Consider the following 25,668-nt stretch of genomic DNA (forward strand, 5'->3'; position numbering starts at 1 on the left):
CTGACGGCAGGTGACTTGAACAGCGTCAGACAGTATAGCCTTGTCGCATAAGGCAATTCAACGCATGTGGTAGGTGATGGTATAGGTGACGTTGTCACAAATAAATATGGCTGCGGATAATAGTACGGCAGGCGGGGGCCAGACAGAACGCCGACACGCCGTGGATCCATCCATGGAGGCTCGTATCGCGCGTCCATGCGCTCAACGGTCGGCTAACCTGTATGGCTCCCACCCACCTCAACCTGAGGTGTCGCGGTATTTAGCGCACCTAATTAGCTGAGTGCAAAGTCAATTTAATTCACTTACAGGGTCGGGTAGTCGGTATAACCCTCGGCACCACCGCCGTAGAAGAAATCGGCACGCTGCTCGTTGAGCGGAGCCTGTTGTTTAAAGCGCTCCACCAGATCTGGGTTGGCGATATAGCTGCGGCCAAAGGCGACGGCATCAATAAAGCCTTGGGCGATCAGCTCTTCCGCTTTCTCCGCCGTATAGGCACCCGCGCCAATAATCACGCCTTGGAAGTGTGCTCTTACTGCATCGCGGAACGCGGTTGAGTAAGGCTTGCCACCGGCCCAATCCGGCTCGGAAATATGCAGGTAGGCGATACCGCGCTTGTTCAACTCTTCGATCAGATACAACGCCGCGTCTTCCTGATCTTCGCCGTTGTCCAAGCCATTGAACGGGCCTAACGGCGAGATACGGATACCAACGCGATCGGCACCGATTTCGGCAATGCTGGCATCGACCACTTCCAGCGTCAGACGGGTACGGTTTTCAATGCTGCCACCGTATTGGTCGGTACGCTGGTTGGATGCCGGAGACATAAACTGGTGCAGCAGGTAACCATGTGCGGCGTGCAGTTCAATATAGTCAAAACCGGCTTCACGCGAGTTGGCCGCTGCCTGACGGAAATCGCTGACGATCCCCGGAATTTCGTTGGTTTCCAACGCGCGCGGGGTAGAGGTTGGCACACGAACCCAGGCACCGGTTTCATCACGTACCGTGGTGCGGGTTTCGGCATTGATCGCTGAAGGCGCGACGGGAGCCTGCTGGCCCGGCTGCAAGCTGGAGTGTGAGATACGCCCTACGTGCCAAAGCTGCACAGCGATATGACCCTGTTTGTCATGTACTGCCTGGGTGATTTTTTTCCACGCGGCGATTTGTTCTGGGGTATGCAGACCGGGTGCTCCGGCATAACCTTTCGCCTGGAAAGAAATCTGGGTGGCTTCGGTGATCAGCAGGCCAGCGCTGGCACGCTGCGCATAATATTCCGCCATCAACGGCGTTGGGATGTCACCTGGCTCGATGCTGCGCAGACGAGTCAGCGGAGCCATGAACACACGGTTGGGCAGGGTGGTGTGGCCAACTTTGAGCGGAGAGAACAATTTTTCAATCTTCATAGTGCATCCTATAGTATTAGACCAGTCGACTAGTGATGGTGAACAATTTCGCTAACATGTTTTTCGGGTAAAAAATGGGGGTTATGGTTGCGCTGGACGCAACAGTAATTCGATACTTTCCAGCGCACAGGTCAGTGGGGCGACCGAGTGGCGGATTTTAGCCCGCAACGATGCGCCCAACCACAGCGAGTACAGCGTTTCCGCCGTGGCCGCCGGGCTCATGGTGATAGACAGTGAACCTTCACGGATGCCGCGTTCGATCGCGTCTTGCAGATGACCGATCACGCGGCTGGTGCCCGCTTCCAACGCATGGCGCATAGGTTCAGAAAGATCGCTGACCTCTGCGGAGAGTTTCACTGCCAGGCAAGCATTATGGCACTCACTACGGCAGTGGAAGCTGATGGCCTGGGCGTAATAACTTAATAACTGATTACGCGCATCGCTACGGGAGTCGGCAAACAGCGCCTGCATTTGAGCGTCATAATGGGCAAAATAGCGTTGCAACATCGCTTCGCCAAAAGCTTCCTTCGAGCGAAAATAGTGATAGAACGATCCTTTGGGCACGCCAGCGGTAGCGAGCAACTCACTGAGGCCCATGCCGGTAAAACCAAGGCGCAGGCTGAGCGTTTCGCCGGTAGCGAGCAGATGTTCTCGGGTATCCCCGTTGCAATTCGTCTGTTTTGTCATAATGGAAATGAGAATAATAGACCGATTGGTCTAGGTCAAGTCGCAGATAAAAAAAACGGATAAAAATTTCGGCCCATACGGCAAACATTGCAGCCTGCTTAGCCCTCTGTAGCGGACCTGCTCACGCCATCACACCTAAGGGGCGCCGCATGCTGCGCCCGAAAAGCGCTCGTCTAGCTGCATGCGGTGTCCGTTTATAACTATTGTGCCAGAGGGAGCGGCTAAGGTTAAGCCTTGCGACAGCGCTGCAGAATATCCAGGTCAGGCTGATACTGCCGTGTCTGCACGTTTACCATCCCCAACAGGGTGTGGAACAGATTATCCTGTGAAACTTTTTCGGTATCCGCCAGAGATTGCAGACATTGACGGTTGATGCCGAAATTGCGTTCATAATCGGCCGACATCCACATCAGGAAAGGCACCTGGGTCTGCTGAGAAGGCGCGAACATATAAGGCGTACCGTGCAGGTACATGCCATTCTCCCCGAGCGATTCACCGTGATCGGAAAGATAGACCATTGCCGTATTGAATTTGCTGCTGTATTGCTGCAACAGCTTGATGGTGCTGTCCAGCATGGCGTCGGTGTACAGTAGTGAATTGTCGTAGGTATTCACCAGTTGCTCGTGGGTACAGTCCTGGATTTGGTTGCTGTCACAGGTCGGTGAGAACTGACGTAATTCTGGCGTACTGCGGCGATAGTAGGCCGGGCCGTGGCTCCCCATCTGATGCAGTACGATCACTCCGTCCCCTTTCAGGCCGTTGATATAATCGTCCAGCTTGTGCAGCAGCACGTTATCCATGCAGACATCGCCATCGCAATACTGTGAAAGTTTCAGCCTGGTCATGTCGATATGTGGGATGCGATCGCAGGCCCCCTTACAACCGCCGTCATTTTCGCGCCACAGCAGGTTGACTCCGGCATGTGCCATCACGTCCAGCATGCCTTCCTGATGAGCGGCCAAGGTGGCGTCGTAATCGCTGCGTCGCATGTTCGAGAACATGCAGGGCACGGAGATAGCCGTTTCGGTACCGCAGGAACTGGCATTTTTGAAATAAACCACATCGTCCTGCTTCAAGCGGGGATTGGTCTCGCGTGCGTAACCACCTAGCGAAAAATTCTCTGCCCGCGCGGTTTCGCCGACCACCAGGATCACCAGGGTCTTTTTGGCCTGGCTGTTGATCACCGGGCCTAAATGGGCATCTTCACCAATCTTGACCAACGGCAGATTTTGGTGGAAATAGCGGTGTTGAGCGTACTTGATGGTGCCAGCCACAAAATTGCTTGGGGTGAGCATTTTCACCACGCTTTTATTGTTGCGGATCAGCGAGGCGTAATCTTTGTAGAATAACGCCGCAACCAACAGGATCACCACCACGGAAAGCATCACGTTGGCCGCGCGCAGGCCAATCATGTACCACCAAGGGCGGGTTTTATTGATGCGCACCAAGCACACGAAAACGGCAGGCAAGATGCCCAGCAATAGCAGCCATAACCCCATACGAGGGGTGAGCAACGCCGTTGCTTCCTGCGCGTTGGTCTCGAAGGCGTTCTGCATCATATTGCCGTCAATCACCACACCATAGCTGAACATAAAATAGTTGGCCGCCGCGCTGCCGAGCAGCAACAGAATAACCAGGGGTTTACGCAGGAACGGAATGGTTAATACGCTGAAGATAATATTCAGGGCACAGAAAATAACCACCGGCATAGTCGCCGCAAAAATGACGCTATGTACGCTATCAAAATTGATATATGACCAGGCCTGGTGAATAAATAGCAGGTTCTGGAAAACTGTGAAAAATAGGGCGCAAGCCAGGATAAAACCCAAGCTGTTGCATTGTAATGATTGACGTAAGCGCATTGCCAAATCTGGATCCTGCTATTAGGTAATGCGCTGAAATTTACCAGAGGAAACTTAAGATAACCTTAGACGTAGTGAGCGGCTGCAACGATTACAGCCGCTGGCGGATAATTAATAGGCCGCGGTAAACTGTGCCTTGATGAACTGCGGTTTTTCAACCTCATCGATAATGGCAACCGCGAGGTCTTCTACCGAAATATTGGCCGGAGCTTCACCCTTCATCAGCAATTGCGTCGTGCCCAAACGGAACTGGCCGGTACGCTTGCCGGGTTCCAGCAACGCGGCAGGGGAAAGGTAGGTCCAATCCAGCTGGGTTTCTTTTTTCAACGCATTACGTAAATCCCGTACCGCTTGGGCCCCTGGACGAATATTTTCCGGGAACTGCGGGGTATCAACCAGCTCAACTCCCGGAGCCACTTCCAGGCTACCGGCACCGCCAACGTACAGCAGGCATTTAACCGCGGATTGTTTTACCGCTGCCAGGATTTGTTGGGCACCTTTAGCGGTTTTCTCATACAGATCCGCCTCAGCCCAACCAGGGTTGTAGGCGCTGATCACGACATCATGTCCAGCTAACTGTTGTGCCAACCACGGGCCATCGGCCACGTCACCCAGGGCGACGGTGAGATTGGCATTATCCGGCAGATCTTTTTTCTGACGGGCGATGGCGGTTACTTGCAGGCCGCGGGCCAAAGCTTCATCCACTACGCGACGGCCAACAAAACCGGTTGCTCCAATAATGGCGACTTTCATGAGGTCTCTCCTGTGAAATGTTTTTTAGCGGGTTGCCGTACCACTCAGTGGCGGCGCAGTAGAAATACTATAAGCCTTAACAATGCGGCTGATTAGTGCCATATTTATGCTTTCTTGATTAAGTAAAACTTCATAATCATGGATAAACTGAATCGAATGGCGGTATTCGCCACCGTGGTGGCCGAGGGGTCTTTTGTTGCGGCGGCCCGTCGACTAGAGATGACGCCCTCTGCGGTCAGCCAGCATATGAGGTCGTTAGAAAAGTCGTTGGGCGTGGCGTTATTGCATCGCTCCACTCGCCGGCTGGCACTAACCGATGCGGGGGAAGCCTTCTACCCAGGTTGCGAAGCCATGTTGCAGGAAGCACAGCGCGCGGAGCAGCGGTTGGCGGAGCTGCGGGATACGCTGGTGGGCGAACTACGCATTGCCACCACCGTCGGGATCGGTAGCGGCCCCTTGGCGGAGGCCTTGGCTCCCTTGCTGCTGGCACACCCAAAGCTGACGCTGCGTATTCTGGCCGATGACCAGGTGGTGGATATGATCGAGCAGCGGGTAGATATCTCGCTGCGCGTAAATCTGCAACTGGCAGATACCAACCTGATTGCTCACCCGCTGACCGCCTGGCCCATGGTGCTCTGTGCCGCGCCGCGCTATCTTAGCCAGCATGGCGTACCAGAAACGCCTCAGGAGCTGGTGCAACACCGCTGGATCACCGGCAGTGGTCACGGGTTACATCTCGATTTGCATCACCATACGGGCGAAACATTCAAACTACGCCTGGCGGCGGGGCAGGTTGTCAGCGGTAGCATGAACGTGATCCGGGCCTTTACCCGCAATGGCTTGGGGATTTCCGGCCAACCGCTGTATGAAATTGGTGATGAACTGCGCCGGGGGGAATTAATCGCCCTGTTACCGCAGTGGCGGCCAGCGCCATATCGGCTGCATGCGTTGACTCTGGAGCGGGTTCTGCCGGAGAAAACGCGCCAGGCGCTGCACTATTTGCGAGAATATTTTCGCCGTCATGGGGAAAAGCCACTTGCCAATGGCCCCGATGACGTCTTCAATTAGCATGACAACGCAGGAGGACGTGTGGCGCAGCAACTCGAGTTCTTTGACATCCCAAGCCCGTGCCGTGGTATTTGCCAGGCCGATGAGCGCGGCTATTGTCGTGGTTGCCTGCGCAGCCGCGAGGAGCGCTTTGGCTGGATGCAAATGAACGATGTCCAGAAAAAGGACGTTCTGCGCCTGTGTCGCCAGCGTTACCTGCGCTCACTGCGAACCGGCAAGCAGCCAGAAGAGATCCCGCCAGAGCAGCCCTCGCTGTTTTAACTTTATTGCTCATTTTTTCGATCCGCCGCACGTTAAGGCCACTTTTGCGTTTCCTACGGCTTGGGCGCTTGTGTATGCTGGCGTTAACTATTGTCATGAGGTTTAACAATGCTGAATCGTATTAAGCTGGCACCACTTGGGCCCGAGTTCTCACGCATGATTTGCGGCTACTGGCGTTTGATGGAGTGGGGCATGTCACCGCAGCAGTTGCTGACGTTTATCAAGCAACACGTTGAGTTGGGGGTGACCACGGCGGACCACGCGGATATTTATGGTGGTTATGCCTGCGAGCAGGCTTTTGGCGAGGCTATCAAGCTACAGCCTTCGGTGCGTCAGGGGATGGAACTGGTGTCGAAGTGCGGCATCGCCACCACCGCCAAGCCGGGTAACCCAATTGGGCATTACATCACCGATCGCGAACATATTGTGCACAGCGCAGAGCAGTCATTATCGCACCTGCATACGGACTACCTGGATTTATTGTTGATCCATCGTCCCGATCCGTTGATGGAAGCCGACGAGGTAGCAGAGGCCTTTGTGGCGCTGCATAAAAGCGGTAAGGTGCGCCATTTCGGCGTTTCGAACTTTACGCCAGCACAGTTTTCCTTATTGCAATCACGTCTGCCGTTCTCTCTGGTGACCAACCAGATCGAAATTTCCCCGATCTATCAGCCAGCGATCCTCGACGGCACCTTGGACCAATGCCAGCAACTGCGTATCAAACCGATGGCCTGGTCTTGTCTGGGAGGCGGGCGGCTATTCAGCGACGCTGAGTTCCAGCCGCTACGTGATGAACTGCAAACGGTGGCACAAGAAATTGGTGCCGAAACCATTGAGCAGGTGGTGTATGCCTGGGTTATGCGTCTGCCTTCGGCACCGCTGCCAATCATCGGCTCCGGCAAGATCGAGCGCGTACGTTCGGCCCTGAAGGCGCAAGAGCTGACCTTGAGCCGCCAGCAGTGGTTCCGCATTCGTAAAGCGGCACTGGGTTACGACGTACCATAAGTTGAGTTGGTAAGGCTGGCATTGTGCCAGCCTTTGCCACTACTTCATCTGCATAACGCCGAAGGTTTCGTTTTTATACGCTAAGGCGACAACTTGCATCCCTTGGTTTGGCTGCCATGAGGAATCTGGCAACCGTTTGTTAAAGAATGCATTCAGTATTAAAGGGTGGGTGAAGACGAACACTTTGCCCTGGCTAAATTCATATTTTTGACCGATAGCGGACAAGAACTTATCCAAACGATAGGCGGCGATTTCGCCATTTTCGCCTTCATCTGGAGCAACAAAGCGGATCAGGTTATTGGCCGAGAACAGGTTCCTCGCCCCAACTCGCTGCTATAAGCCGCGATAAATCGGGTGGATTGTAGTGTGCGGTGTAATTGCTGTAACGGGAGGAAGGTCACAAAATATTATAACCAGCTCACTGGTGGTTCTGATTAATGGCTAATTGCAACTGTGACAAAATCAATTCGGTATATACTCCCTAAGGACTATAACTATCGCATGGAGATTGAGTGATGAAACGTTATTGGTGTGCGGCATTGGGGTTGATGGCCTGCGGCGTTGCCCAGGCGGCAACGGTTGATGTCGAAATGAATCTGGTGACCGGCCAGGGAATTGGTCAGGACATTGGTAAAATCACAATTAGCGAAACGCCTTACGGCCTGTTGTTCACCCCGCAGTTGAAAGCTTTGCCTGCTGGTGTGCACGGTTTTCACGTTCATGAGAAAGGCAGCTGTGAGCCGGGTATGAAAGAAGGCAAGGCGGTTGCCGCATTGGCTGCGGGTGGCCACTTTGATCCTGCAAAAACTGGCAAGCATCTCGGGCCTTATGATGCCAACGGGCATTTAGGCGATTTGCCAGCAATCTATGTCACGGCGGACGGTATGGCCGACACCCAGGTCCTGGCTCCGCGCTTGAAGAAAATCAGCGAAATCGAAGGCAAGGCGCTGATGGTACACGCCGGGGGGGATAACCACTCCGATCAACCCAAACCTCTGGGTGGTGGTGGCGATCGCTTCGCCTGTGGCGTAATCAAATAAATCAGCCGCCCGCGTCAGCCTGGCGTGGGCGCTGTTACCGCTTCCGGTGGAATGATCGCCTGCTGTAACTGCTGCAGTGAGCAGTACAGTCGCCAAATCAAGCCCGCCAAATCACGCGCAGCCTGTTCTGGATGCTGGGCAAGCGCGTTACTCATACGCTGCAACTCCTGCAAGGTGGCGTCCAACGACGCATGCTGCACCCCTTTCTCAGTCATGACTCCCTTCAAACAATGAATACAGACGTCGCGCACGGCGGCCAGCGGGTCTGAACGGGTTTGCCAATCACGCAGTTGCCAAACCACGTGGCTGCAGTTCAGTAGTACTACTCCCCAGCGCAATAGCCAAGTGCGAGCCTCCTGATCCCGGCTTTGATTCAGTTGACTGATGCGGTGATAAATACGCGACTCAAACTGACTTTCGCTTTGCTGCGGTTTCTTACTCAATTGATCGATAAAATCACGGCGTAACGCGCGGATAATCCGTCGGCTTTTGAGTTTGTCCGAACTGGGCCGTAGGATTTGGAACGCCAATCCGGCCAACAGCACGCCGGCAATCTTGGCGAGACTGTCATTGATATAGCCCTGATAATCGTAGCTCGGTGGGTTGGTCACGGCGAGAAACGATCCCATAAACACGATCAACTGACCCCATAGTGGGGCGTAGGGTGGATTTTGCAGTTTCATCATCTGCATCGTGACCAGGGTCGGGAACAGGAAGGCGCAGAACACCCAGAAATCGTCAATCTGGATCATCAGGCCAAACTTCATCACAAAGCAGAAGGCAAACAGCAGGGAAACAGCCTTCAGTAAGGTGGTGATGGATTTGATCGGCGAAGGCGTAGAAGAATAGAGCACGCAACTGATGGCGATCAGCGTCAGCGCAGAGCTACCGGAGTCCCACTGGGTAGTGATCCAATAAGCGCAACCGATCAGGATGCATAAGAAAGTGCGTAGCCCGTTGTAAGCGGCCTCAACACTGTCGGTATGGCGCGCTAGTGAGGTAACTCGCGGTGGTTCGATATCGCTGACCTGGGTAGCGCTTTCCAGCCGTTGCAGCCAACGGGAACAGCGCAGATAGAGCCAGCAAAAGTGGCGCAGGCGCAGGAAGAAGGCCCGATGGCGATAATCGGCCGGATCCTGAGGGGCGATGGCGACCAGAATATGAGCCAGCCGGTATTTATCCGTGGTGGGGTCGCGTAATTCATTCAACAATTGCTCCAACACTGCCGCCAGATTCTCCGGGCAATCTGGCCAGTTTAACAACATGCGGCGCAGGCTGGAGATGACGCTGGTGATGCGCAATTGCTGATGCAGCATGTAGTTGAGGATATTGTTTTGTCGGCGCAGCCGGTAATGGCTCCAGAAGGCCTGAATTCTCAGCAGGTTCATGGTCAGGATCTGGCCGATAACGCCCTCGTGGGAGGTACGCATCCGCAGGCTGATTTCCGGTTGCCACAGCATGGCGGCGTGTTCCAGCAGGCGTAAGTGCATGCGGCGTAGCGATACCAGCAAAGTCTCACCATCCGAAGTGCTTGGCAGGATCATCATCATCAGGCCACCGCACAGGATACCGGTGATCACCTCACATACGCGTGCCTGGGTGATATCAAAAATTTGCTGGGTGTCGGTAATATTCACCGTGCCAAACACGATGATCGCGGCGGTATAGCCCGCCAGGGCAAAGGCGTAGGAGACATTGTTCTGGTAGTGGTTGGAAATGTAGGTGCATAGCCCCAACCAACTGGCAATCGACAAGGTGAACAACCAGGGATCGTTCAGGCAACCGGCAATCAGCAGTGAAGCCATGGCACCAAGCAGACTGCCAAAAATGCGGCCAATGCTCTTGCTGATCACGCCGCCAACCGTCGGAAAACTGACGACGGCGGCGGAGGTCAGTGCCCAATAGGGCTCGTCCAGCTGTAAAACGAAGGCGACCCACAACGCCAGGCACATAGCCAGGGTGTTGCGTAGCGCATAGCGCCATTGCCCTGCGGTGGCTTTACCCCAGGGCGAGCGCTTCCATTCAAGAAAGGGCAGGTTCACACATTAATCCTGCTGATGAATTGAAATGGTGCAGGTGGTACCGGCTACCAGAGTCAGGTCGGCTGGAATATCGATCAGCTTGATGCGTACCGGCACCCGTTGTGCCAGGCGTACCCAAGGCACGTTGGGTTTCACATCCATCAGCAAATCACTGCTGCTGTCGGCGCTTTGGTCGTAAATGGCCCGGCCAATGCTTTCGACCACCCCTTGCAGCCGAATATTGCCGTTATACAACACGATATCCGCCTTGCGTCCCTCTCTGATATGTCTGAGCTTGGTCTCTTCGAAATAACCGAGCACATAGAACGAATGGGTGTCTACCAGCGCCACCAACGGCGTTCCTGCGGTGGCGTAGTTGCCGACGCGGGCCTGTAAGTTGGTGATGTAACCGTCGGTAGGGGCATAGATCCGCGTTTTGCTGAGGTTCCATTTGGCCTGTTCCAGATTGGCCTGCGCCGCCTTATACGAGGCTTTCATGGAGGCGGCGGCCAGGTTGGACTCATCCAGATCTTCCGAGGAGATGACGTTACGGGGCAGGCTGCGGCGGCGGGCTGCTTCATGATCGGCCTTGGCCATATCTGCCTGCGCTTTGGCCAGCGCCGCCTCGGCATTGTCCAACGCAATTTGGTAAGGCACGGGATCAATGCTGAAAATCAGGCTTCCCGCAGTAACGAACTGATTATCATGAACGAGTATCTTCTCTAATCTGCCAGAGACTTCCGGGGTAATATTGACGAGTTCAGCTCGAACCTTACCGTCGCGTGTCCAAGGGGATTGCATGTAGTAATTCCATAACCACCAGCCAGCACAGATCGCGATGGCGAAAACAATAACCGTCGAAAAATACTTTAATGTCTTATGCTTCATGAGTTACCAACTCGCTAGGAGCCACAGGGAACCGCTGACGGTAATGACGAAGATGGACAGATCCATCAGCATTGGGTGCCAAATATCACCGGAGTACATCCAGTCGCGTAGCAAGTGATGCACCAGCAACCAGAAGACTAAACCCAGTAAGAAAGCTTTAAATAGAGGTGGGAAATAAAGCGATGCACCTAGCACCAGATCGGGCAGTGGTGACGCAGTATGGAGCCAAGTCGTATTCACGTTAGCAATCCCGATGAGTGAATATGAAGGATGTTTGCATAGAGGATAACCAATTACCGATAAAAATGTGTCTATTTTTGCGATTTGGATTATATACATTTGTGTTTTTAATGTTAATTAACCAAAATGGGCTACACTTTGGGGAGTAATGTTAGCATGCTAACTATAAGGAGGGGGAAGTGGAATCAACGTTAGGTTCAGATTTAGCACGATTAGTTCGTGTTTGGCGTGCGCTGATCGATCATCGGCTAAAGCCGTTGGAGCTTACACAAACGCATTGGGTGACATTGCACAATATCAACCGATTACCGCCTGAACAGTCGCAAATCCAATTGGCAAAAGCGATCGGTATTGAGCAACCTTCATTGGTCCGTACCTTGGATCAACTGGAAGAAAAAGGGTTGATCACCCGTCACACCTGCGCTAACGATCGACGTGCCAAGCGCATCAAATTGACCGAGGCGGCAGAGCCGATTATTCGTGAAGTGGATAGTGTGATCACGTCAACCAGAGGCGAAATTCTCAGCGGTATCTCGGCAGAAGAAGTAAGACTTTTAGTTGGTCTGATTAGCAAGCTGGAACAGAACATCATCGAACTGCAAGAAAAACAATAAATCCAGCGCCTTTTTTATTATGCTTAGTCACAGCAACAAACAGAAACCGGAGGCCCAGGGGCCTCCGGTTTTGCATTCAGGCAAGGACGTTACAGTGGAGAAACGGTAACGGTACTGCCATTTTGCGCCATACGAACGCGCTGGCCTGGGCTGAATTTAGTCGACCCGGCTTTCTGTACCACCACGATATTTTCTTTATTATCGGTTTTGATTTCCAGCTCCCAGGCGTTGCTACGGCTAGCTGCGCTACCGACGCTGTCGCCTACCACACCACCGGCTACGGCGCCCGCTGCGGTTGCCAGGCTACGGCCAGTGCCGCCACCAATGGTATTCCCCAGGAATCCACCCAGGACTGCGCCGCCGATGGTGCCAAGCATGCTTGAGCCTTCACCGCCCTGAATTTGCACCGGGCGTACGGACACCAAGGTCCCAAAGGTCACGGTTTGTACCTGTTTGGCCTGAGAGGCGGAATAGACATCACCGGACGCGGTTTGGTTTGCACAGCCCGCCAGTGTGACTGAGGCGAGAGCGACAACAAGAAGACGCTTGATCATATAAAGCTCCTGCAGTTGGTAATCCAGATCTGGGAGATAGGCCCAAACCAAGTTCTATAAATATTACAGCAATTATGGTTGAATCGGTTTGAAATCATCCATGAGCTGCCTCTGTAATACAGCTTAGCTTTCCTCTGTTCAACCAATAATAAACGGTGGTTTAGCTTTATGACAGAACTGAAAACAAATAATCGGCGCTTTAACCCCGCGGATTGTTGAATATATAACCAATTCTCGACATAAAATAAACAACTTCGCTCACAGGCCGTAAAAAAGACATCATAATTCATGGCGTTAATCGCACAATTCTGGTCTATTTAAAGGGTGAAAACGGTTGCAACCTGGAAAGGGTAAAGGATAGTGCTGATGAAGTCAGGCCGCTATATTGGTGTTATGTCTGGCACCAGTCTGGATGGGATCGACGTGGTGCTTGCCGCGATCGATGAACGTATGGTGGCGCAACAGGCAAGCTATAGCCACCCAATGCCGATCCAACTGAAAAAAGATATTCTGGGGATGTGCCAAGGGCAGCAGACCACGCTTTCTGCCGTAGGACGGTTGGATGCGCAGTTGGGCACGCTGTTCGGTGAAGCGGTGCAGGGGCTGTTAAAGCAGACCGGTATTCCGGCCCATGAAATCACCGCCATTGGCTGTCATGGCCAAACGGTATGGCATGAGCCGGAGGGCGAGACACGTTTTTCGATGCAGCTTGGGGACAATAACCGGGTGGCGGCATTGACCAATATCACTACCGTGGGGGATTTTCGCCGCCGTGATATGGCCTATGGTGGCCAAGGGGCGCCTTTGGTTCCCGCGTTTCATCAGGCTTTGTTGGCTCACCCGACCGAGCGCCGTATGGTGCTGAATATTGGCGGCATCGCCAACCTGTCATTGTTACTGCCCGGCGCACCGGTGCGCGGTTTTGATACCGGGCCGGGGAATATGCTGCTGGATGCGTGGGTATGGCGCCATCGCTCGAAACCTTTCGATAAAGATGGCCTTTGGGCGATGGAAGGGCGCGTTTGCTTACCGCTATTGCAGCAGATGTTGGCCGACCCTTATTTCGCCTTACCGGCACCGAAAAGTACCGGCCGAGAATATTTCAATATCAGTTGGCTGGAAAAACAGCTGGCGACGTTGCCGGGGTTAACGCCGGTGGATGTGATGAGCACGCTGGTGGAACTGACCGCCACCACCATTAGCGAGCAGGTGATGCTGGCTGGGGGCTGTGAGCGGCTGCTGGTCTGCGGTGGTGGTGCCCGTAATCCACTGTTGATGGCGAGAATGTCCGCCTTGCTGCCGGGTACCGAGGTGGCAACCACCGATCACTTTGGCGTCAGTGGAGATGACATGGAGGCGTTGGCTTTTGCCTGGCTAGCATTCCGGACCATTTCCGGTCTGCCGGGAAATCTGCCTTCAGTTACCGGTGCCAGTTGTGAAACGCTGCTAGGTGGGATTTATCCGGTTTTGCCGTTGGGCCGCCGCTAGCTCTGTTAGGATAAGGAAAGGGTACATATCTTAAGGAGCACCTGATGAAAAAAATAGCGATGGTTGCCGGAGTTCTCGTGTTGGCGGGTTGCAGCTACGTGGTCCCACAAAAAAGCGAAACGTTGCACTATCAATGTGGAACGACGCCGCTTACCGTGGAACTCAATGGTGAAGAGAGCACGGTCAGCTTCCTGATGGACGGCGAACAACTGAAGCTGAAACAGGTGCTGGCGGCGTCCGGTGCCAAATACAGCGACGGTAAATACACCTTCTGGTCGAAAGGGCCAAACGCCTTTGTCGAGCGCAATGATAAAGTGATCATGAGCGACTGCGTGCTGGTTCAAGACGCTAACCACGCTTAATACCGCGCCATTGAAGCCTGAGGCAGGTGGGAGTTGTGCAGGTTAACCGACCGTCGAGCGCAGAGATGCGCGATACGAACCCCCCATGTATGGGTTGACGGCGTGTCGGTGTTCTGCACGACTCTCACTTGTTGCACTATCGGGGCGCAGCAATTTGCTAGCAGAATGATTGAGATCCTGCTGCTACAGGCGCAGAATATGACAACGAATTTACCGCTTGGTTGCTAATCCAGATGACTGATAATAATGAGTTTGATGTGGCGGATCTGCGCCGTGAATATACCCGTGGCGGGCTACGCCGTAACGATCTGACCGCCAACCCCCTGGATTTGTTCGAACGCTGGCTCAAACAGGCTTGTGAGGCGCGTCTGGCCGATCCTACCGCCATGTGTGTCGCTACCGTGGACGAGCAGGGGCAGCCTTTCCAACGCATCGTGCTGCTAAAGCACTTCGATGATCAGGGCCTGGTGTTTTATACCAACCTGGGCAGCCGCAAAGCGCAACAGCTGGCGCAAAACCCGCATATCAGCCTGCTGTTCCCGTGGCATATGCTGGATCGCCAGGTGATCTTCCTCGGCCAGGCCGAGCGGCTATCGACGCTGGAAGTGATGAAGTATTTCAACAGTCGGCCCAAAGACAGCCAGATCGGCGCTTGGGTGTCGCAGCAGTCAACGCGCATCTCCGCTCGTGGCATCCTGGAAAGCAAATTCCTCGAACTGAAGCAAAAATTCCAGCAAGGCGAGGTGCCATTGCCCAGTTTTTGGGGTGGTTTCCGCGTGAAATTTGACTCCGTTGAGTTCTGGCAAGGGGGCGCACACCGGTTGCACGACCGTTTCCTGTATCAACGCGAGGGAAATGACTGGAAAATTGACCGACTGGCACCTTGATAGACGGAAAATCCCCCTTAAGCGCTGGCACTGATGCCGCTGGCGCTTTATTCTATGCGCTACCCCGAATTTTGTGATTTTCGCCAATGGGCGAAGGCCGTGTACCGGCAAAGGTGCATTCGTTTATACATGGAGAAATTGATGGCTAGCATCAACCTGATTCAACAACTGCAAGAGCGGGGCCTGGTGGCTCAAGTGACGGACGAGGAAGCGTTAGCAGAGCGACTGGCGCAAGGGCCAATTGCACTGTATTGCGGCTTCGATCCGACCGCTGACAGCTTGCATTTGGGCCATCTGGTGCCTCTGCTGTGCCTGAAGCGTTTCCAACTGGCCGGCCATACGCCGGTAGCGTTGGTAGGTGGCGCGACCGGTATGATCGGCGACCCAAGCTTTAAAGCCGCCGAACGCAAACTCAACACCACGGAAACGGTCAACGAATGGGTCGAGAAAATCCGCAAGCAGGTTTCTCCGTTCCTCGATTTCGACTGTGGCAGCAATAGCGCCATTGCGGCCAACAACTACGATTGGTTTGGCGGCATGAACGTGCTGACCTTCCTGCGTGACATCGGTAAACACTTCTCGGTTAACCAGATGATCAATAAGGAAGCGGTCAAGCAGCGCCTGAACCGTGATGATTCCGGGATCTCCTTCACCGAGTTTTCCTACAACCTGCTGCAAGGGTTCGACTTCTCCGAGCTGTATAACCGCCATCAGGTGGAGTTGCAGATCGGTGGCTCCGACCAGTGGGGCAACATCACCTCGGGTATCGACCTGACTCGCCGCATGCACCAGAAACAGGTGTTCGGCCTGACGGTGCCGTTGATCACCAAGTCAGACGGTACCAAGTTTGGTAAAACCGAAGGTGGCGCGGTATGGCTGGCTCCGGAAAAAACCAGCCCGTACAAATTCTACCAGTTCTGGATCAACACCGCGGATGCGGACGTTTATCGCTTCCTGAAGTTCTTCACCTTCCTGAGCATTGAAGAGATTAATGCGCTGGAAGAAGAAGACAAGAACAGCGGTAAAGCGCCGCGCGCTCAGTATGTGCTGGCAGAAGAAGTGACCGGTATGGTGCATGGTGCTGAGGGTTTGGCCGCGGCGAAACGTATCACCCAGAGCCTGTTCTCTGGCGCACTGCACGAAATGACCGAGGCGGACTTTGCGCAGTTGGCTCAGGATGGCATGCCAACCATCAAGCTGGAGAACGATGCAGATCTGCAACAGGCGCTGGTAAATGCAGAACTGGTCCCTTCTCGCGGGCAGGCTCGCACCATGATCGGTTCCAATGCGGTGACCATCAACGGTGAGAAGCAATCCAACCCGGAATATCTGTTTACCGACAGCGATCGCCTGTTTGGCCGTTACACGCTGCTGCGTCGCGGCAAAAAGCATTACTGCCTGGTTGACTGGAAATAATCTGTTTTGATACTGACAAGGGGCCCAATGTGGCCCCTTTCTTTTATTCAGGCTTTAAAGACCTTCGGCACTCAACGTCGCTGCCACCGCTGGGCGAGCCGCTACGCGATCGAAATAAGCCGTCAGGTGCGCGTGCTTAGTGAGATCAAACTGTAACGCCTTCGCCCAACGCAACACGGTGAACAGATACGCATCCGCCACGCTGAAACGCTGGCCCAACAGGTAATGCTGTTTTTCCAGCACAGAGTCCAGGTAGCTGAACTGGCTAGCCAGCTTATCGCGGGCAATCGCTTTGTATTCGTCCGGCGTCTTCGGGTTAAACAGCGGGCTGAAGCCTTTGTGCAACTCGGTGGCCACATAGTTCAGCCATTCGATCGCATGATAGCGAGAAAGCGTGCCAGCGGCCGGGATCAGGTTACGATCCGGTACGCGATCTGCCAGGTATTGCACAATCGCCACGCCTTCGGTCAGCAGGCTGCCATCGTCAAGTACCAACGCCGGGACTTGCCCCTTTGGGTTGATCGCCAGATAGTCGGCACCACTTTCGGTTTTCTTGTGTGCTAAATCGACTTTCTCTGCGGTGAAATCCAGCCCGGCCTCACGTAATACGATGTGAGGGGACAGGGAACAGGCGCCAGCTTTATAGAACAATTTCATCGAAAACTCCTTGATGGTGATGAAGGACAGGCAGGTTTAACTTCCCATCCTAGTCCTAGGCCGGAAAAATTACAGCGGTTTTGCCAACAATATTTTATTACTCCGCCAGAGTGAGTGGTTGCAACTGCGCCAGTAAATCGGCGATCTGCTGCTGCAATGCCTGTGGCGCGGTTTGCATTGGGGAGCGAAGCTCGTTTTTTATCAGTCCCAACTGAGATAGCGCCGCTTTAACCGGGCCCGGGTTCGGGTAGCTGAACATCTGTTGGATCATTGGCAGCAGGGTATAGAAATTGCTGCGTGCGGCAGCCAGATCGCCTTGCGCGACTTGTTCCACCAGAGCAACAAAGCGTTCCGGGTGCAGGTGTGCCGCAGCGGAAATTGCGCCACTGCCACCCAGGCACAGCGTGGTCAGGATCAGATTGTCTTCGCCGGTCAGCACGTCGATCTCGCCGTCATGGATCAGCGCCATGGTGGCCTCGGGGCAGCCGCCACAATCTTTGATCGCCTTGATTTGCGGGTGGCGGGCGAGTTGCCTCAGCGTTGCCAACTCAAAAGTTGCTCCGGTGCGATAAGGCACGTTATATAAAATCACTGGCACGCGAGAGGCATCGGCAAGGCGGGTAAAATACTCCACCAGGCCCGTCTGCGAAGGGCGAATATAATATGGGGCGGGGATCAGCACACCGGCGATATCGCGCAGGTTGATGGCCTGCTGCATCTGCAAGGTGCTAGCCATGTTATTCCCGGAAAGGCCCATGACCACCTGGTGGGCTGGCACCACCTCGAGCACGGCATCCAGCACCGCCAACTGTTCTTCTTTGCTCAGGGCCGCGGCTTCGCCGGTCGAACCGCAGACCACCACGCCAGCGACGCCTTTGGCGATCAGATACTGAGCCAGCTTTTTGACTGCTGGGAAATCAACGTCGTCATGATTGAATGGGGTAACCAGTGCTACCCAAATACCGGAAAATGAAGCCATGTAAAACTCCTGCTACGTGACCGACAAGGAGTCAGATGAAAAAACCAGAAAGGAGTATCGCGTTGCACACCATCCAGTCAGCTCATCTGACGGGACAGCGCGCCCCGGTCAAATGAGCGGCTGTTTCTTCGAAGTAAGCGCCGAAGCTTCACCCACGGTCAACGCGGTTTGCTGCGGTGTGGCCTGTTGGATGAAAGGGGACATGGCGATCTCATAACCTGTGAATGTCACCCGATAGTGGACAGGTCACGGTTGGCTGTCAATGGATAACCAGATGATAATAGGGATATTAATAATAGTTGGGTGCAGATGAATCTGGCTTATCAAACAGAGACCCCGCTAAAGCGGGGTCTGTGATCAACGATGTGGGCGCGTGCTGATGGAGGCAGTCCAACTGAAGGTAGCACCTGTTGGCTGTGCCCGGTTGGCTTTGCGTTCTGCGCGGGTCGCTTTGGCAATCTTTTCACGTGCGGCCATAATGCGATCGATGGCTTCGTCTTTAATTCTATTATGTTCGGAGTTGGTCAACTGGCGCTCGAGGTTTTTGCTTGCTCTGTCCAGATCGGTCTTTACTTCACGTTGTTCGCTTTCTGTCATCTCTTTCAGCGTTAGTCTCTTCATTTTGGCAACCTGTGTTGTGAAGTTGACTTTCAGTGTACAGCATTTATGGCAAAGATATTGCTCTGTAGTTATCAATGTGCTGATCAAACTTCTTCCAGCAGCTCGCTGAGAAAGCGGCGCATGCGTTCGGTGCGTAATGCCGCCATCCTTCGGCCTGCCGCAGTCTGAAACCCTTCCTGTAGTTTGAACAGCTTGGTTTCGAAGTGATCCAGAGTGAATCGCTTGTCATCATACTGGCGCTGTTGCGCCAGCGGGTCGGCGGCATCATAGAGGGCGCTACGCATGCGGCCACCGATGTAGAAGCAGCGGGCAACGCCGATCATGCCAATCGCATCCAGCCTGTCGGCATCCTGCAGGATTTTGGCCTCCAGCGTTTGTGGGGGAATAGCGGCTGAAAAACTGTGTGCCTCGATCGCGTGCGCAGCCTTGTTGATATCCTCATTAGACCAACCAAGGGTTGCCAGCGCGATGCTGGCTTTTTCTGCCGCCATGCGGGAGGCCAGATGACGCTGAGGGGAGTTTTTCTCTACCGCAACGCAGTCATGCAGCAATACGGCGGCACACAGAATTTGCTGGTCTCCTCCTTCATCCTGACTGATTTGGCAAATATTTTTCCAAACGCGGTGCAGGTGGGCCACATCATGCGAACCATCATCCCCCTCTAGCGTCAGCGGCAGTAACGCTTGGGCTAATGCCTGAAATGGGGAGAAGGGGTGTAACAGCTCTGGGGAGACGGTTGAAGAATGCACAAATCGATCCTTATCAATAGGCTGGAAGTGAAGAGAGATTACTCGTTGCGAGAGTTGCCGTATTTGTTGTCGTACTCGCGCCGATAGCCGCGCGCCTTATTGCGATCGCGGATCCATAGATAGCCGCAAACCAGTGCCACCAGGGTGGAAAATGAAACATTACGCATATCCCGGTCATAATAAAACACCAACACTGCATCCAGTGCCGCCACCAAAGCAATCCACTTATACATGTGCGACTGCCGCCGCGTTTCGGCGTTAAGGCGTTTCAACTGTCTGGCTTCATGCAAAACCGGCTTTTGCTGCATAGTCACTCATCATCAATCAGTCCAGTTGCTAAATTAGCAGATTATTCCCGACAGCGTCATAGCGGATAAGGGCTGTTATGTCACTTTCTGCATCGGTTTAAAAATCATGCGCTGACGGATTGAAATCGGCCAAAAACATGATAGGTTATTTATTCACTATTTCCGGTTTTATATTCAGTGGGTGGCGATGATTGTCAGAACCTGGCACGGCTGCGTGCCGCTACAACATCGGCAAGGATTTGCCGATCATTTGCATGTCACAGGCGTCAAGCATGCTAAAGAGATTGCGGGCAACCGTGGGGCTTTTGTCAGGCAAGAGGTGCAGGGAGACTATGCACATTTCTTTCTGGCAACCTATTGGACCTCACTGGAGGCCATCAAGTGTTTCGCCGGTGAAGCCTATCAGGTAGCGGTAACTTATCCGGATGATGAAGCCTTCGCGCTGATCTCCGATCCTTACGTGTTTCACCATCAGGTGGATGAAATCGTCGAGCTTTAACCTCGATTCAACGTTATGCAGGGGATTATGATGAACAGCAAAACAGTACGCCCAGAAGAGATCGTGCAACAGCAGCTTGATGCCTACAATGCCCGTGATATCGACGCTTTTATGGCCTGCTGGGCCGACGATGCGCTGTATTATCAGCATCCGGATACGTTGCTTGCCCGTGGTAAAGGAGAAATTCGTGAGCGTCATATTGCCCGCTTCCAAGAGCCTAGCCTTTACGGTGAGCGTATCAAACGTATGGTGGTAGAGAATTTGGTGATCGATCAAGAGGTGGTCACGCGCAATTTTCCACAGGGACGCGGGAAGATGGACGTCATTGCCATCTATGAGATTGAGCAGGGTAAGATCGCCAAGGCCTGGTTTAAGATTGGGCCTTGTGAACTGGATGAGGGCGCATTATAGCGCCCCTGATTTACAGTGCCAAAATGGCTTCGATCTCGACGTTGAGATCTGGCGAAAACAGGGAGCTGACGGCAACCAGAGAACTGGCAGGAAGCGCACCGTCCAGATAGTCGAACAGAACGTCACGGATGGCCGCCAGGTCGGTTATATCGGTCAGAAAAACGGTGATCTTGATCAGTGATTTAAGATTGGTGCCCTCGCTGGCAGCAACGGCCGCAAGCTGTTCCAGTATGGCGCGAGCCTGGTCTTGTACCGTTTGCCCTTGGGCTTCGGTGGCAAAGGCGGTCAGGCCAGAGACGTACAGCGTATCGGCGTGGCGTACCGCGTGCACATAGGGCCCACCCGGCTTAGGTAATTTTGTATAGTTGGTACGTTTGAGTAATGACATGATGACCCCAGGAGATGACCAAGAGCACGCACTCATCAGCGCGTGCAGCCGAAATTTTTGCAGGATGCTGCCTGGTAATACTATCATCTCAGGCAGTCATTTCCGCAATAAGGGTGCATAAGGGTGATCAACCAGGCATTTATTCCTTATCTGCAACGTTGGCAACTTGAGCCAGACGGTCCAGCGTTTGAAACCCACAGCAGCCTGTTGATGCCGGTACGCTATCAAATGATGCCCGCAATGCTGAAAATTGCCCGCGAACAGGAAGAAAAATTTGGCGGGTTGCTGATGTGCTGGTGGCGTGGGGAAGGTGCTGCGCGGGTATTGGCCTGGCATGATGACGGCATTTTGCTGGAAAGGGCCATGGGGCCGTTGTCATTGTCACAGCTGGTACGCAACGGTGAAGACCAACGGGCAACCGCTATTCTGTGTCAGGTCATTGCCCGATTGCATGCACCACGAGATGAACCTTACCCCGAATTGATCCCCTTGCATCAGTGGTTTAATGCCTTATGGCCTGCAGCGCAGGCCCATGGAGGCATGCTGCGCTTGAGTGCCACCGCGGCAGCAGAACTGCTGACCAGCCCACGGGATCAGGGAGTGTTACATGGAGATATTCACCATGACAACGTGCTGGATTTTGCCGAACGCGGCTGGTTAGTGATCGATCCCAAGCGTCTGTATGGCGAGCGTGGATTTGATTACGCCAATATCTTCTGCAATCCCAATTACGGTGTCGCCACCGACCCCGATATCTTCCATCGTCGTGTTGAACAGGTTTGCTCGCTGGCTGGATTGGAACGTTGCCGCCTGCTGCAGTGGATCCTCGCCTGGGCGGGGCTTTCCGCAGCCTGGTTTTTGGAGGATGGTGAGCAAGCGGATATCGATTTCCGCGTGGCAGAACTGGCGGCGCGTGCCCTGGGTATCGCGCTGCCGCAGGGCGATAACGGATTTATCCTGCCAACCGTCGAGAGCCAATAGCGAGATTCAAGGCATTTTGCGCCGTGGTAATGAGAAAATAGCGTAAGCCAGCACGCCGCCAATCAGCCCCCAGAACGCAGCCCCCACGTTTAACAACGTCAGCCCGGAAGCGGTGATCAGAAAGGTGATCACCGCAGCATCCCGCTGTTTATCATCCTGGAGTGCGCGTTGCAAACTACCGGCAATGGTGCCTAATAACGCCAGCCCTGCGATGGTATGGATCAAGGTTACCGGCAGCGCGCTGAACAGCATGCCGATGGTACCGCCGAACACCCCCGCTAACAGATAAAAGCCACCGGCGGCCACGGCAGCCATATAACGGCGCTTGGGATCGGGATGAACGTCCGGCCCCATACAGATGGCGGCGGTAATGGCCGCAATACACACCGTGAAGCCGCCGAAGGGCGCCAGCACCAGAGCCGTCAGGGCGGTCCAACTGATTAATGGTGAAGTGGGGACGTCATACCCGCCAGCCTTGAGAGTGGCGATGCCAGGCGCGTTCTGCGAGGCCATCGTCACGACAAAGAAAGGAATACCTATGCCCAGCAATGTCGACAGCGTGAAGTGCGGAGCGATAAATTCCGGCTTGGCGAAGGACAGCGTTTGTTGGGTGAAATGGATGTTACCCTGTAACGCTGCGATGATCAGCCCAGCAAGCAACGTTAGAACGATCCCGTAACGCGGCAGATAGCGGCGGGTGAACAGATACACCAGGCACATACCGGCGCTGAGTGAAAAATTGATCTGCAAGGAAGCAAAGGCATCCAACCCGAAGCGGAGCAATATTCCGGCCAGCATCGCTGCCGATATGGCCTGCGGGATATGGTTCATCAACCTGGCAAACAGGCCGGTGACACCACACAGCAGGATCAGCCCGCTGGCAAAAATAAATACCCCGATGGCCTCATTGAGCGGGGTTCCAGGCAAACTGGTGACCAGCAACGCGGCACCGGGCGTCGACCAGGCGGTGAGGATTGGCGTACGGTAATAGAGCGAGAGCCCCAACGAAGTGATACCCATACCTAGACCAAGCATGCTCAGCCAGCCGCCAATTTGTATCGGGCTGGCACCCGCAGCTGCAGCGGCCTGAAAGATAATCGCTGCAGAACTGGTGTAGCCTACCAGCACGGCGACAAAACCGGCAACGATGGCAGAAAAGGAGATATCACGTAATGAGAGTGCTAGACGCATAACCGCTCCCGAGTAGTGTGCGTTATAACGGTCGAATTGACGGAGCATAGCATCGTGCGTTATAGCGCACAAGGGGCTATAATCACCGCAGGTTTTTCAGGAGAATAGTTATGCAGGATCTTGCCAGCCATTTGGCGCAAACGCTGAAGTCATTACGTACGCAACGCGGTTGGAGCCTTAATCAGGCTGCCGAAAATACGGGCGTCAGCAAGGCGATGCTGGGGCAGATCGAACGGGGTGAATCCAGCCCAACGGTGGCGACCTTATGGAAAATTGCTACCGGGTTTAACGTGGCTTTCTCTGCCTTTCTGGAAACGGCGCCGCTGCAGCCGGCGGCTATGCTGCATCGACATGGTGAGTTGCCCATCTTCCATCAAGACAATGCCGATCTGCGTGTGGTGCCGCTTTTCCCATTCGACCGCCAACTGGGTTTTGATATGTTTGTGATCGACTTGGCTCCTGGCGCGCTCAGTGAATCCTCGGCTCATGAGCCGGGCGTGATTGAACATGTCATTGTCATCAGTGGCCAACTTGAACTGGCGATTAACGGCGAGTGGCATAGCCTTGCCAGCGGCGAAGCCATGCGTTTCCGGGCGGATTGCCCACATGCGTATCATAATGCCAGCGCGGAGCCGGTACGTATTCACGACTTGATCCATTACCCACTGGTTTAAACCGGATTTAATCGCAGCAGTGAATTTTGACGTGCTAAGTCGAAAACGTGTCAACGCTATTCAGGACGGGTCACATCATAAAAAAACGCCGAAGCTAGGCTCCGGCGTTTTTGAGATCAGGTTACAGCAGAGATTACAGTGCAGCAGCTTTCGCTTTTGCTGCCGTATCTTCTGCGGTATCCAGCGTCATGCGGTACAGCTTCGGTGCGGTCAGCATCATCAGTACGGCGATCACCGCCGTAGCGATACCAATCTGCATAAACACGTGGCTATAGATAGCCAAAGAAGCATGCGCATCGTTGATGTCGCTTGGGACGGCGGTCAGACCCGCGACCTTACCGGCGATCAGCGCGGCGGCGGCGGTGGTTAGGAACCAGGAACCCATGATAAAGCCCATCAGGCGCTGTGGTACCAACTGGGCGACCATGGCCAAGCCCAGACCAGAGATCATCAACTCACCGATACTCTGCAGCGCATAGCTCAAGATTAGCCAGTTAACGGACACGATGCCCTGGTCGTTGGCGAAGCTTGCGCCCCACGGCAGCACCAGGAACGCCCCGGAACACAGGATCATGCCGAAGGCAAACTTGTGCGGCATTGGCAGACGATCGCCCATCTTGTTATACAGCGCGGCGAGAATAGGGCTGGCCATCATGATCCAGAACGGGTTCAGTGCCTGATACTGCTCTGGCTCAAAAGCGATCCCTAGAATATTGTGCTCAACGTTGTGGATAGCAAAGAAGTTCAGTGAGGTTGGCATTTGGCTGTACAACACGAAGAACACTACTGCTTCGAGCATCAGCAGGAAGGCCACGATCATTTTACGACGTGCGGCGCCGTGTAAGGCGAAGGTTTCCTTGGCGAACACGATGACGATACCCACAGAGATGATAGCCAGTGCCCAGCGCGCGATAATCTGGTTGTGCAGCAACCAGCTGGAAATGGCGATCAACGCCACTACACCAACGATCACCATCAGCAGTTTTTTGACCTGCAGGGGCTTAAAGTCAGGTTTTGAACCGTATTGCTTAACCCAGCCGTGGCACATCATAAAGTTGACCAGGGTGATCAGCATCCCCACCACGCTCAGTGAGAAGGCGACGCTCCAGCCATATTTGGCCGCTAGCCATGGGGTTGCCAGCATAGAGAAGAATGAGCCGATGTTGACGGACATATAGTACATGGTAAATGCACCGTCCAAACGCGGATCGTCTTTCTCATAGCAGGTAGACAGCAGGGAAGAAGGGTTGGCTTTAAACAGACCGCTACCCACGGCGATGGTGGCCATCCCCAGGTAAACCCAGAAGATATCATGACCAGAATAGGCCACCATGGCGTAACCGGCGGCCAGCACGATGGCCCCCAAGACGATCACCCGCTTGGAGCCAAGAACTTTATCACCCAACCAGCCACCAATGGCCACGAAACCGTACACCAGCGCGCTGAATGAGGAGAACAGCGTAATCGAGTCGGCTTCACTCAGGCCAAGCATCTTGACCAGATAGACCGCCATGATGCCTTGCAGACCGTAGTAGCCGAAACGTTCCCAGAGTTCAATCGAGAAGATCAGGTAGAAGGCCTTAGGTTGCTTAAACGCGTTAAGGCTAATGTTTTCCGAAGAATTGTTGTTTGCAGTTGACACTGGTACCTCTGGTTTTTTCACT

29 protein-coding genes are annotated in these 25,668 nt (G+C 54.0%); 13 read left to right on the forward strand and 16 right to left on the reverse strand.

Annotated elements, in window-relative coordinates; translation table 11 throughout:
* Positions 1-302: 302 nt before the first annotated feature.
* The 4 genes from ACKWMY_RS09890 to ACKWMY_RS09905 all read right to left on the reverse strand — a co-directional run bounded on the left by ACKWMY_RS09890 (position 303) and on the right by ACKWMY_RS09905 (position 4,702).
* Positions 303-1,400: an alkene reductase gene (locus tag ACKWMY_RS09890; protein WP_261160435.1), complete on the reverse strand. Its 1,098-nt coding sequence runs from the start codon at positions 1,398-1,400 to the stop codon at positions 303-305.
* 81 nt (positions 1,401-1,481) lie between these two features.
* Positions 1,482-2,087 (reverse strand): TetR/AcrR family transcriptional regulator, encoded by a 606-nt coding sequence (locus ACKWMY_RS09895; protein ID WP_029711408.1) that lies wholly within the window; start codon positions 2,085-2,087, stop codon positions 1,482-1,484.
* Positions 2,088-2,314: 227 nt separating this feature from the next.
* Positions 2,315-3,949: a phosphoethanolamine transferase EptA gene (gene eptA / locus ACKWMY_RS09900; RefSeq protein ID WP_409486242.1), complete on the reverse strand. Its 1,635-nt coding sequence runs from the start codon at positions 3,947-3,949 to the stop codon at positions 2,315-2,317.
* A gap of 111 nt (positions 3,950-4,060) precedes the next feature.
* A complete protein-coding gene (locus ACKWMY_RS09905) occupies positions 4,061-4,702 on the reverse strand; it encodes an NAD(P)-dependent oxidoreductase (protein ID WP_409486243.1) in 642 nt (213 codons plus the stop codon).
* A 138-nt stretch (positions 4,703-4,840) separates the two neighbouring features.
* Between ACKWMY_RS09905 and ACKWMY_RS09910 the strand changes: the two genes are divergently transcribed.
* The 4 genes from ACKWMY_RS09910 (at position 4,841) to sodC (ending at position 8,076) form a co-directional block, all read left to right on the forward strand.
* Complete coding sequence (locus tag ACKWMY_RS09910) at positions 4,841-5,770, forward strand: LysR substrate-binding domain-containing protein (protein WP_199062316.1); 930 nt, start codon at positions 4,841-4,843, stop codon at positions 5,768-5,770.
* A 21-nt stretch (positions 5,771-5,791) separates the two neighbouring features.
* A complete protein-coding gene (locus ACKWMY_RS09915) occupies positions 5,792-6,031 on the forward strand; it encodes a DUF1289 domain-containing protein (protein WP_021804547.1) in 240 nt (79 codons plus the stop codon).
* 108 nt (positions 6,032-6,139) lie between these two features.
* Entirely contained in the window at positions 6,140-7,036 is an 897-nt protein-coding gene (locus tag ACKWMY_RS09920; protein WP_024529907.1) for an aldo/keto reductase family oxidoreductase, read from the forward strand.
* Between the two features lie 515 nt (positions 7,037-7,551).
* Positions 7,552-8,076, forward strand: a complete 525-nt coding sequence (gene sodC / locus ACKWMY_RS09925) for a superoxide dismutase [Cu-Zn] SodC (protein ID WP_309046392.1) — start codon at positions 7,552-7,554, stop codon at positions 8,074-8,076.
* 14 nt (positions 8,077-8,090) lie between these two features.
* Here sodC and ACKWMY_RS09930 read toward each other — a convergent pair whose 3' ends face one another.
* Genes ACKWMY_RS09930 through ACKWMY_RS09940 form a run of 3 tightly spaced genes read right to left on the reverse strand, consistent with a single transcriptional unit; the run spans position 8,091 to position 11,225 of the window.
* The gene (locus ACKWMY_RS09930; protein WP_024529910.1) at positions 8,091-10,118 is read right to left on the reverse strand and encodes an FUSC family protein; all 2,028 of its coding nucleotides are present in this window, start codon (positions 10,116-10,118) and stop codon (positions 8,091-8,093) included.
* A gap of 3 nt (positions 10,119-10,121) precedes the next feature.
* The gene (locus ACKWMY_RS09935) at positions 10,122-10,985 is read right to left on the reverse strand and encodes an HlyD family secretion protein (protein WP_024529911.1); all 864 of its coding nucleotides are present in this window, start codon (positions 10,983-10,985) and stop codon (positions 10,122-10,124) included.
* Positions 10,986-10,988: 3 nt separating this feature from the next.
* Entirely contained in the window at positions 10,989-11,225 is a 237-nt protein-coding gene (locus tag ACKWMY_RS09940; protein WP_024486868.1) for a DUF1656 domain-containing protein, read from the reverse strand.
* A 179-nt stretch (positions 11,226-11,404) separates the two neighbouring features.
* Here ACKWMY_RS09940 and slyA point away from each other — a divergent pair, with 179 nt between their 5' ends.
* Positions 11,405-11,839: a transcriptional regulator SlyA gene (gene slyA / locus ACKWMY_RS09945; protein ID WP_021178082.1), complete on the forward strand. Its 435-nt coding sequence runs from the start codon at positions 11,405-11,407 to the stop codon at positions 11,837-11,839.
* Between the two features lie 89 nt (positions 11,840-11,928).
* Here slyA and ACKWMY_RS09950 read toward each other — a convergent pair whose 3' ends face one another.
* Positions 11,929-12,393, reverse strand: a complete 465-nt coding sequence (locus tag ACKWMY_RS09950; protein ID WP_021178081.1) for a glycine zipper 2TM domain-containing protein — start codon at positions 12,391-12,393, stop codon at positions 11,929-11,931.
* 366 nt (positions 12,394-12,759) lie between these two features.
* Between ACKWMY_RS09950 and anmK the strand changes: the two genes are divergently transcribed.
* From anmK to tyrS, 4 genes are all read left to right on the forward strand, one after another.
* Positions 12,760-13,881, forward strand: a complete 1,122-nt coding sequence (anmK, locus tag ACKWMY_RS09955; RefSeq protein WP_261160439.1) for an anhydro-N-acetylmuramic acid kinase — start codon at positions 12,760-12,762, stop codon at positions 13,879-13,881.
* A 44-nt stretch (positions 13,882-13,925) separates the two neighbouring features.
* Positions 13,926-14,243, forward strand: a complete 318-nt coding sequence (locus tag ACKWMY_RS09960) for an MliC family protein (RefSeq protein ID WP_409486244.1) — start codon at positions 13,926-13,928, stop codon at positions 14,241-14,243.
* Between the two features lie 233 nt (positions 14,244-14,476).
* Complete coding sequence (gene pdxH, locus ACKWMY_RS09965; RefSeq protein WP_024529914.1) at positions 14,477-15,130, forward strand: pyridoxamine 5'-phosphate oxidase; 654 nt, start codon at positions 14,477-14,479, stop codon at positions 15,128-15,130.
* Positions 15,131-15,271: 141 nt separating this feature from the next.
* On the forward strand, positions 15,272-16,546 hold the full coding sequence (tyrS, locus tag ACKWMY_RS09970) for a tyrosine--tRNA ligase (RefSeq protein ID WP_024529915.1): 1,275 nt from the start codon (positions 15,272-15,274) through the stop codon (positions 16,544-16,546).
* 54 nt (positions 16,547-16,600) lie between these two features.
* Here tyrS and gstA read toward each other — a convergent pair whose 3' ends face one another.
* The 5 genes from gstA to ACKWMY_RS09995 form a co-directional block, all read right to left on the reverse strand.
* Positions 16,601-17,203 (reverse strand): glutathione transferase GstA, encoded by a 603-nt coding sequence (gene gstA / locus ACKWMY_RS09975; RefSeq protein WP_021178076.1) that lies wholly within the window; start codon positions 17,201-17,203, stop codon positions 16,601-16,603.
* Between the two features lie 97 nt (positions 17,204-17,300).
* A complete protein-coding gene (gene dapA / locus ACKWMY_RS09980) occupies positions 17,301-18,182 on the reverse strand; it encodes a 4-hydroxy-tetrahydrodipicolinate synthase (protein WP_409486245.1) in 882 nt (293 codons plus the stop codon).
* Positions 18,183-18,539: 357 nt separating this feature from the next.
* Positions 18,540-18,803: a DUF3811 domain-containing protein gene (locus ACKWMY_RS09985; protein ID WP_024486509.1), complete on the reverse strand. Its 264-nt coding sequence runs from the start codon at positions 18,801-18,803 to the stop codon at positions 18,540-18,542.
* A gap of 83 nt (positions 18,804-18,886) precedes the next feature.
* Positions 18,887-19,552 carry an HD domain-containing protein gene (locus tag ACKWMY_RS09990; RefSeq protein ID WP_409486246.1) on the reverse strand — a complete coding sequence of 222 codons (666 nt, stop codon included), beginning with the start codon at positions 19,550-19,552 and terminating at the stop codon, positions 18,887-18,889.
* A 38-nt stretch (positions 19,553-19,590) separates the two neighbouring features.
* Entirely contained in the window at positions 19,591-19,860 is a 270-nt protein-coding gene (locus tag ACKWMY_RS09995) for a hypothetical protein (RefSeq protein WP_024529918.1), read from the reverse strand.
* Positions 19,861-20,047: 187 nt separating this feature from the next.
* Here ACKWMY_RS09995 and ACKWMY_RS10000 point away from each other — a divergent pair, with 187 nt between their 5' ends.
* Together ACKWMY_RS10000 and ACKWMY_RS10005 are read left to right on the forward strand one after the other, a co-directional pair.
* Entirely contained in the window at positions 20,048-20,359 is a 312-nt protein-coding gene (locus ACKWMY_RS10000; protein WP_071683635.1) for a hypothetical protein, read from the forward strand.
* A gap of 30 nt (positions 20,360-20,389) precedes the next feature.
* A complete protein-coding gene (locus tag ACKWMY_RS10005) occupies positions 20,390-20,770 on the forward strand; it encodes a nuclear transport factor 2 family protein (RefSeq protein ID WP_024529920.1) in 381 nt (126 codons plus the stop codon).
* Positions 20,771-20,780: 10 nt separating this feature from the next.
* On the opposite strand, the gene ACKWMY_RS10010 is transcribed toward ACKWMY_RS10005, so the two are convergent.
* Positions 20,781-21,158 (reverse strand): RidA family protein, encoded by a 378-nt coding sequence (locus ACKWMY_RS10010; RefSeq protein ID WP_409486247.1) that lies wholly within the window; start codon positions 21,156-21,158, stop codon positions 20,781-20,783.
* Between the two features lie 126 nt (positions 21,159-21,284).
* Here ACKWMY_RS10010 and ACKWMY_RS10015 point away from each other — a divergent pair, with 126 nt between their 5' ends.
* A complete protein-coding gene (locus ACKWMY_RS10015; RefSeq protein WP_261160497.1) occupies positions 21,285-22,139 on the forward strand; it encodes an aminoglycoside phosphotransferase family protein in 855 nt (284 codons plus the stop codon).
* 6 nt (positions 22,140-22,145) lie between these two features.
* On the opposite strand, the gene ACKWMY_RS10020 is transcribed toward ACKWMY_RS10015, so the two are convergent.
* Complete coding sequence (locus ACKWMY_RS10020; protein WP_024529923.1) at positions 22,146-23,330, reverse strand: benzoate/H(+) symporter BenE family transporter; 1,185 nt, start codon at positions 23,328-23,330, stop codon at positions 22,146-22,148.
* 110 nt (positions 23,331-23,440) lie between these two features.
* Here ACKWMY_RS10020 and ACKWMY_RS10025 point away from each other — a divergent pair, with 110 nt between their 5' ends.
* A complete protein-coding gene (locus ACKWMY_RS10025) occupies positions 23,441-24,004 on the forward strand; it encodes a helix-turn-helix domain-containing protein (RefSeq protein WP_024529924.1) in 564 nt (187 codons plus the stop codon).
* Between the two features lie 133 nt (positions 24,005-24,137).
* On the opposite strand, the gene dtpA is transcribed toward ACKWMY_RS10025, so the two are convergent.
* Complete coding sequence (gene dtpA, locus ACKWMY_RS10030; protein ID WP_024486618.1) at positions 24,138-25,646, reverse strand: dipeptide/tripeptide permease DtpA; 1,509 nt, start codon at positions 25,644-25,646, stop codon at positions 24,138-24,140.
* Positions 25,647-25,668 lie beyond the last annotated feature (22 nt).

The sequence above is a fragment of the Serratia sp. J2 genome, from assembly GCF_046269175.1.
In the GTDB taxonomy this organism is placed as follows: Bacteria; Pseudomonadota; Gammaproteobacteria; order Enterobacterales; family Enterobacteriaceae; genus Chania; species Chania fonticola_C.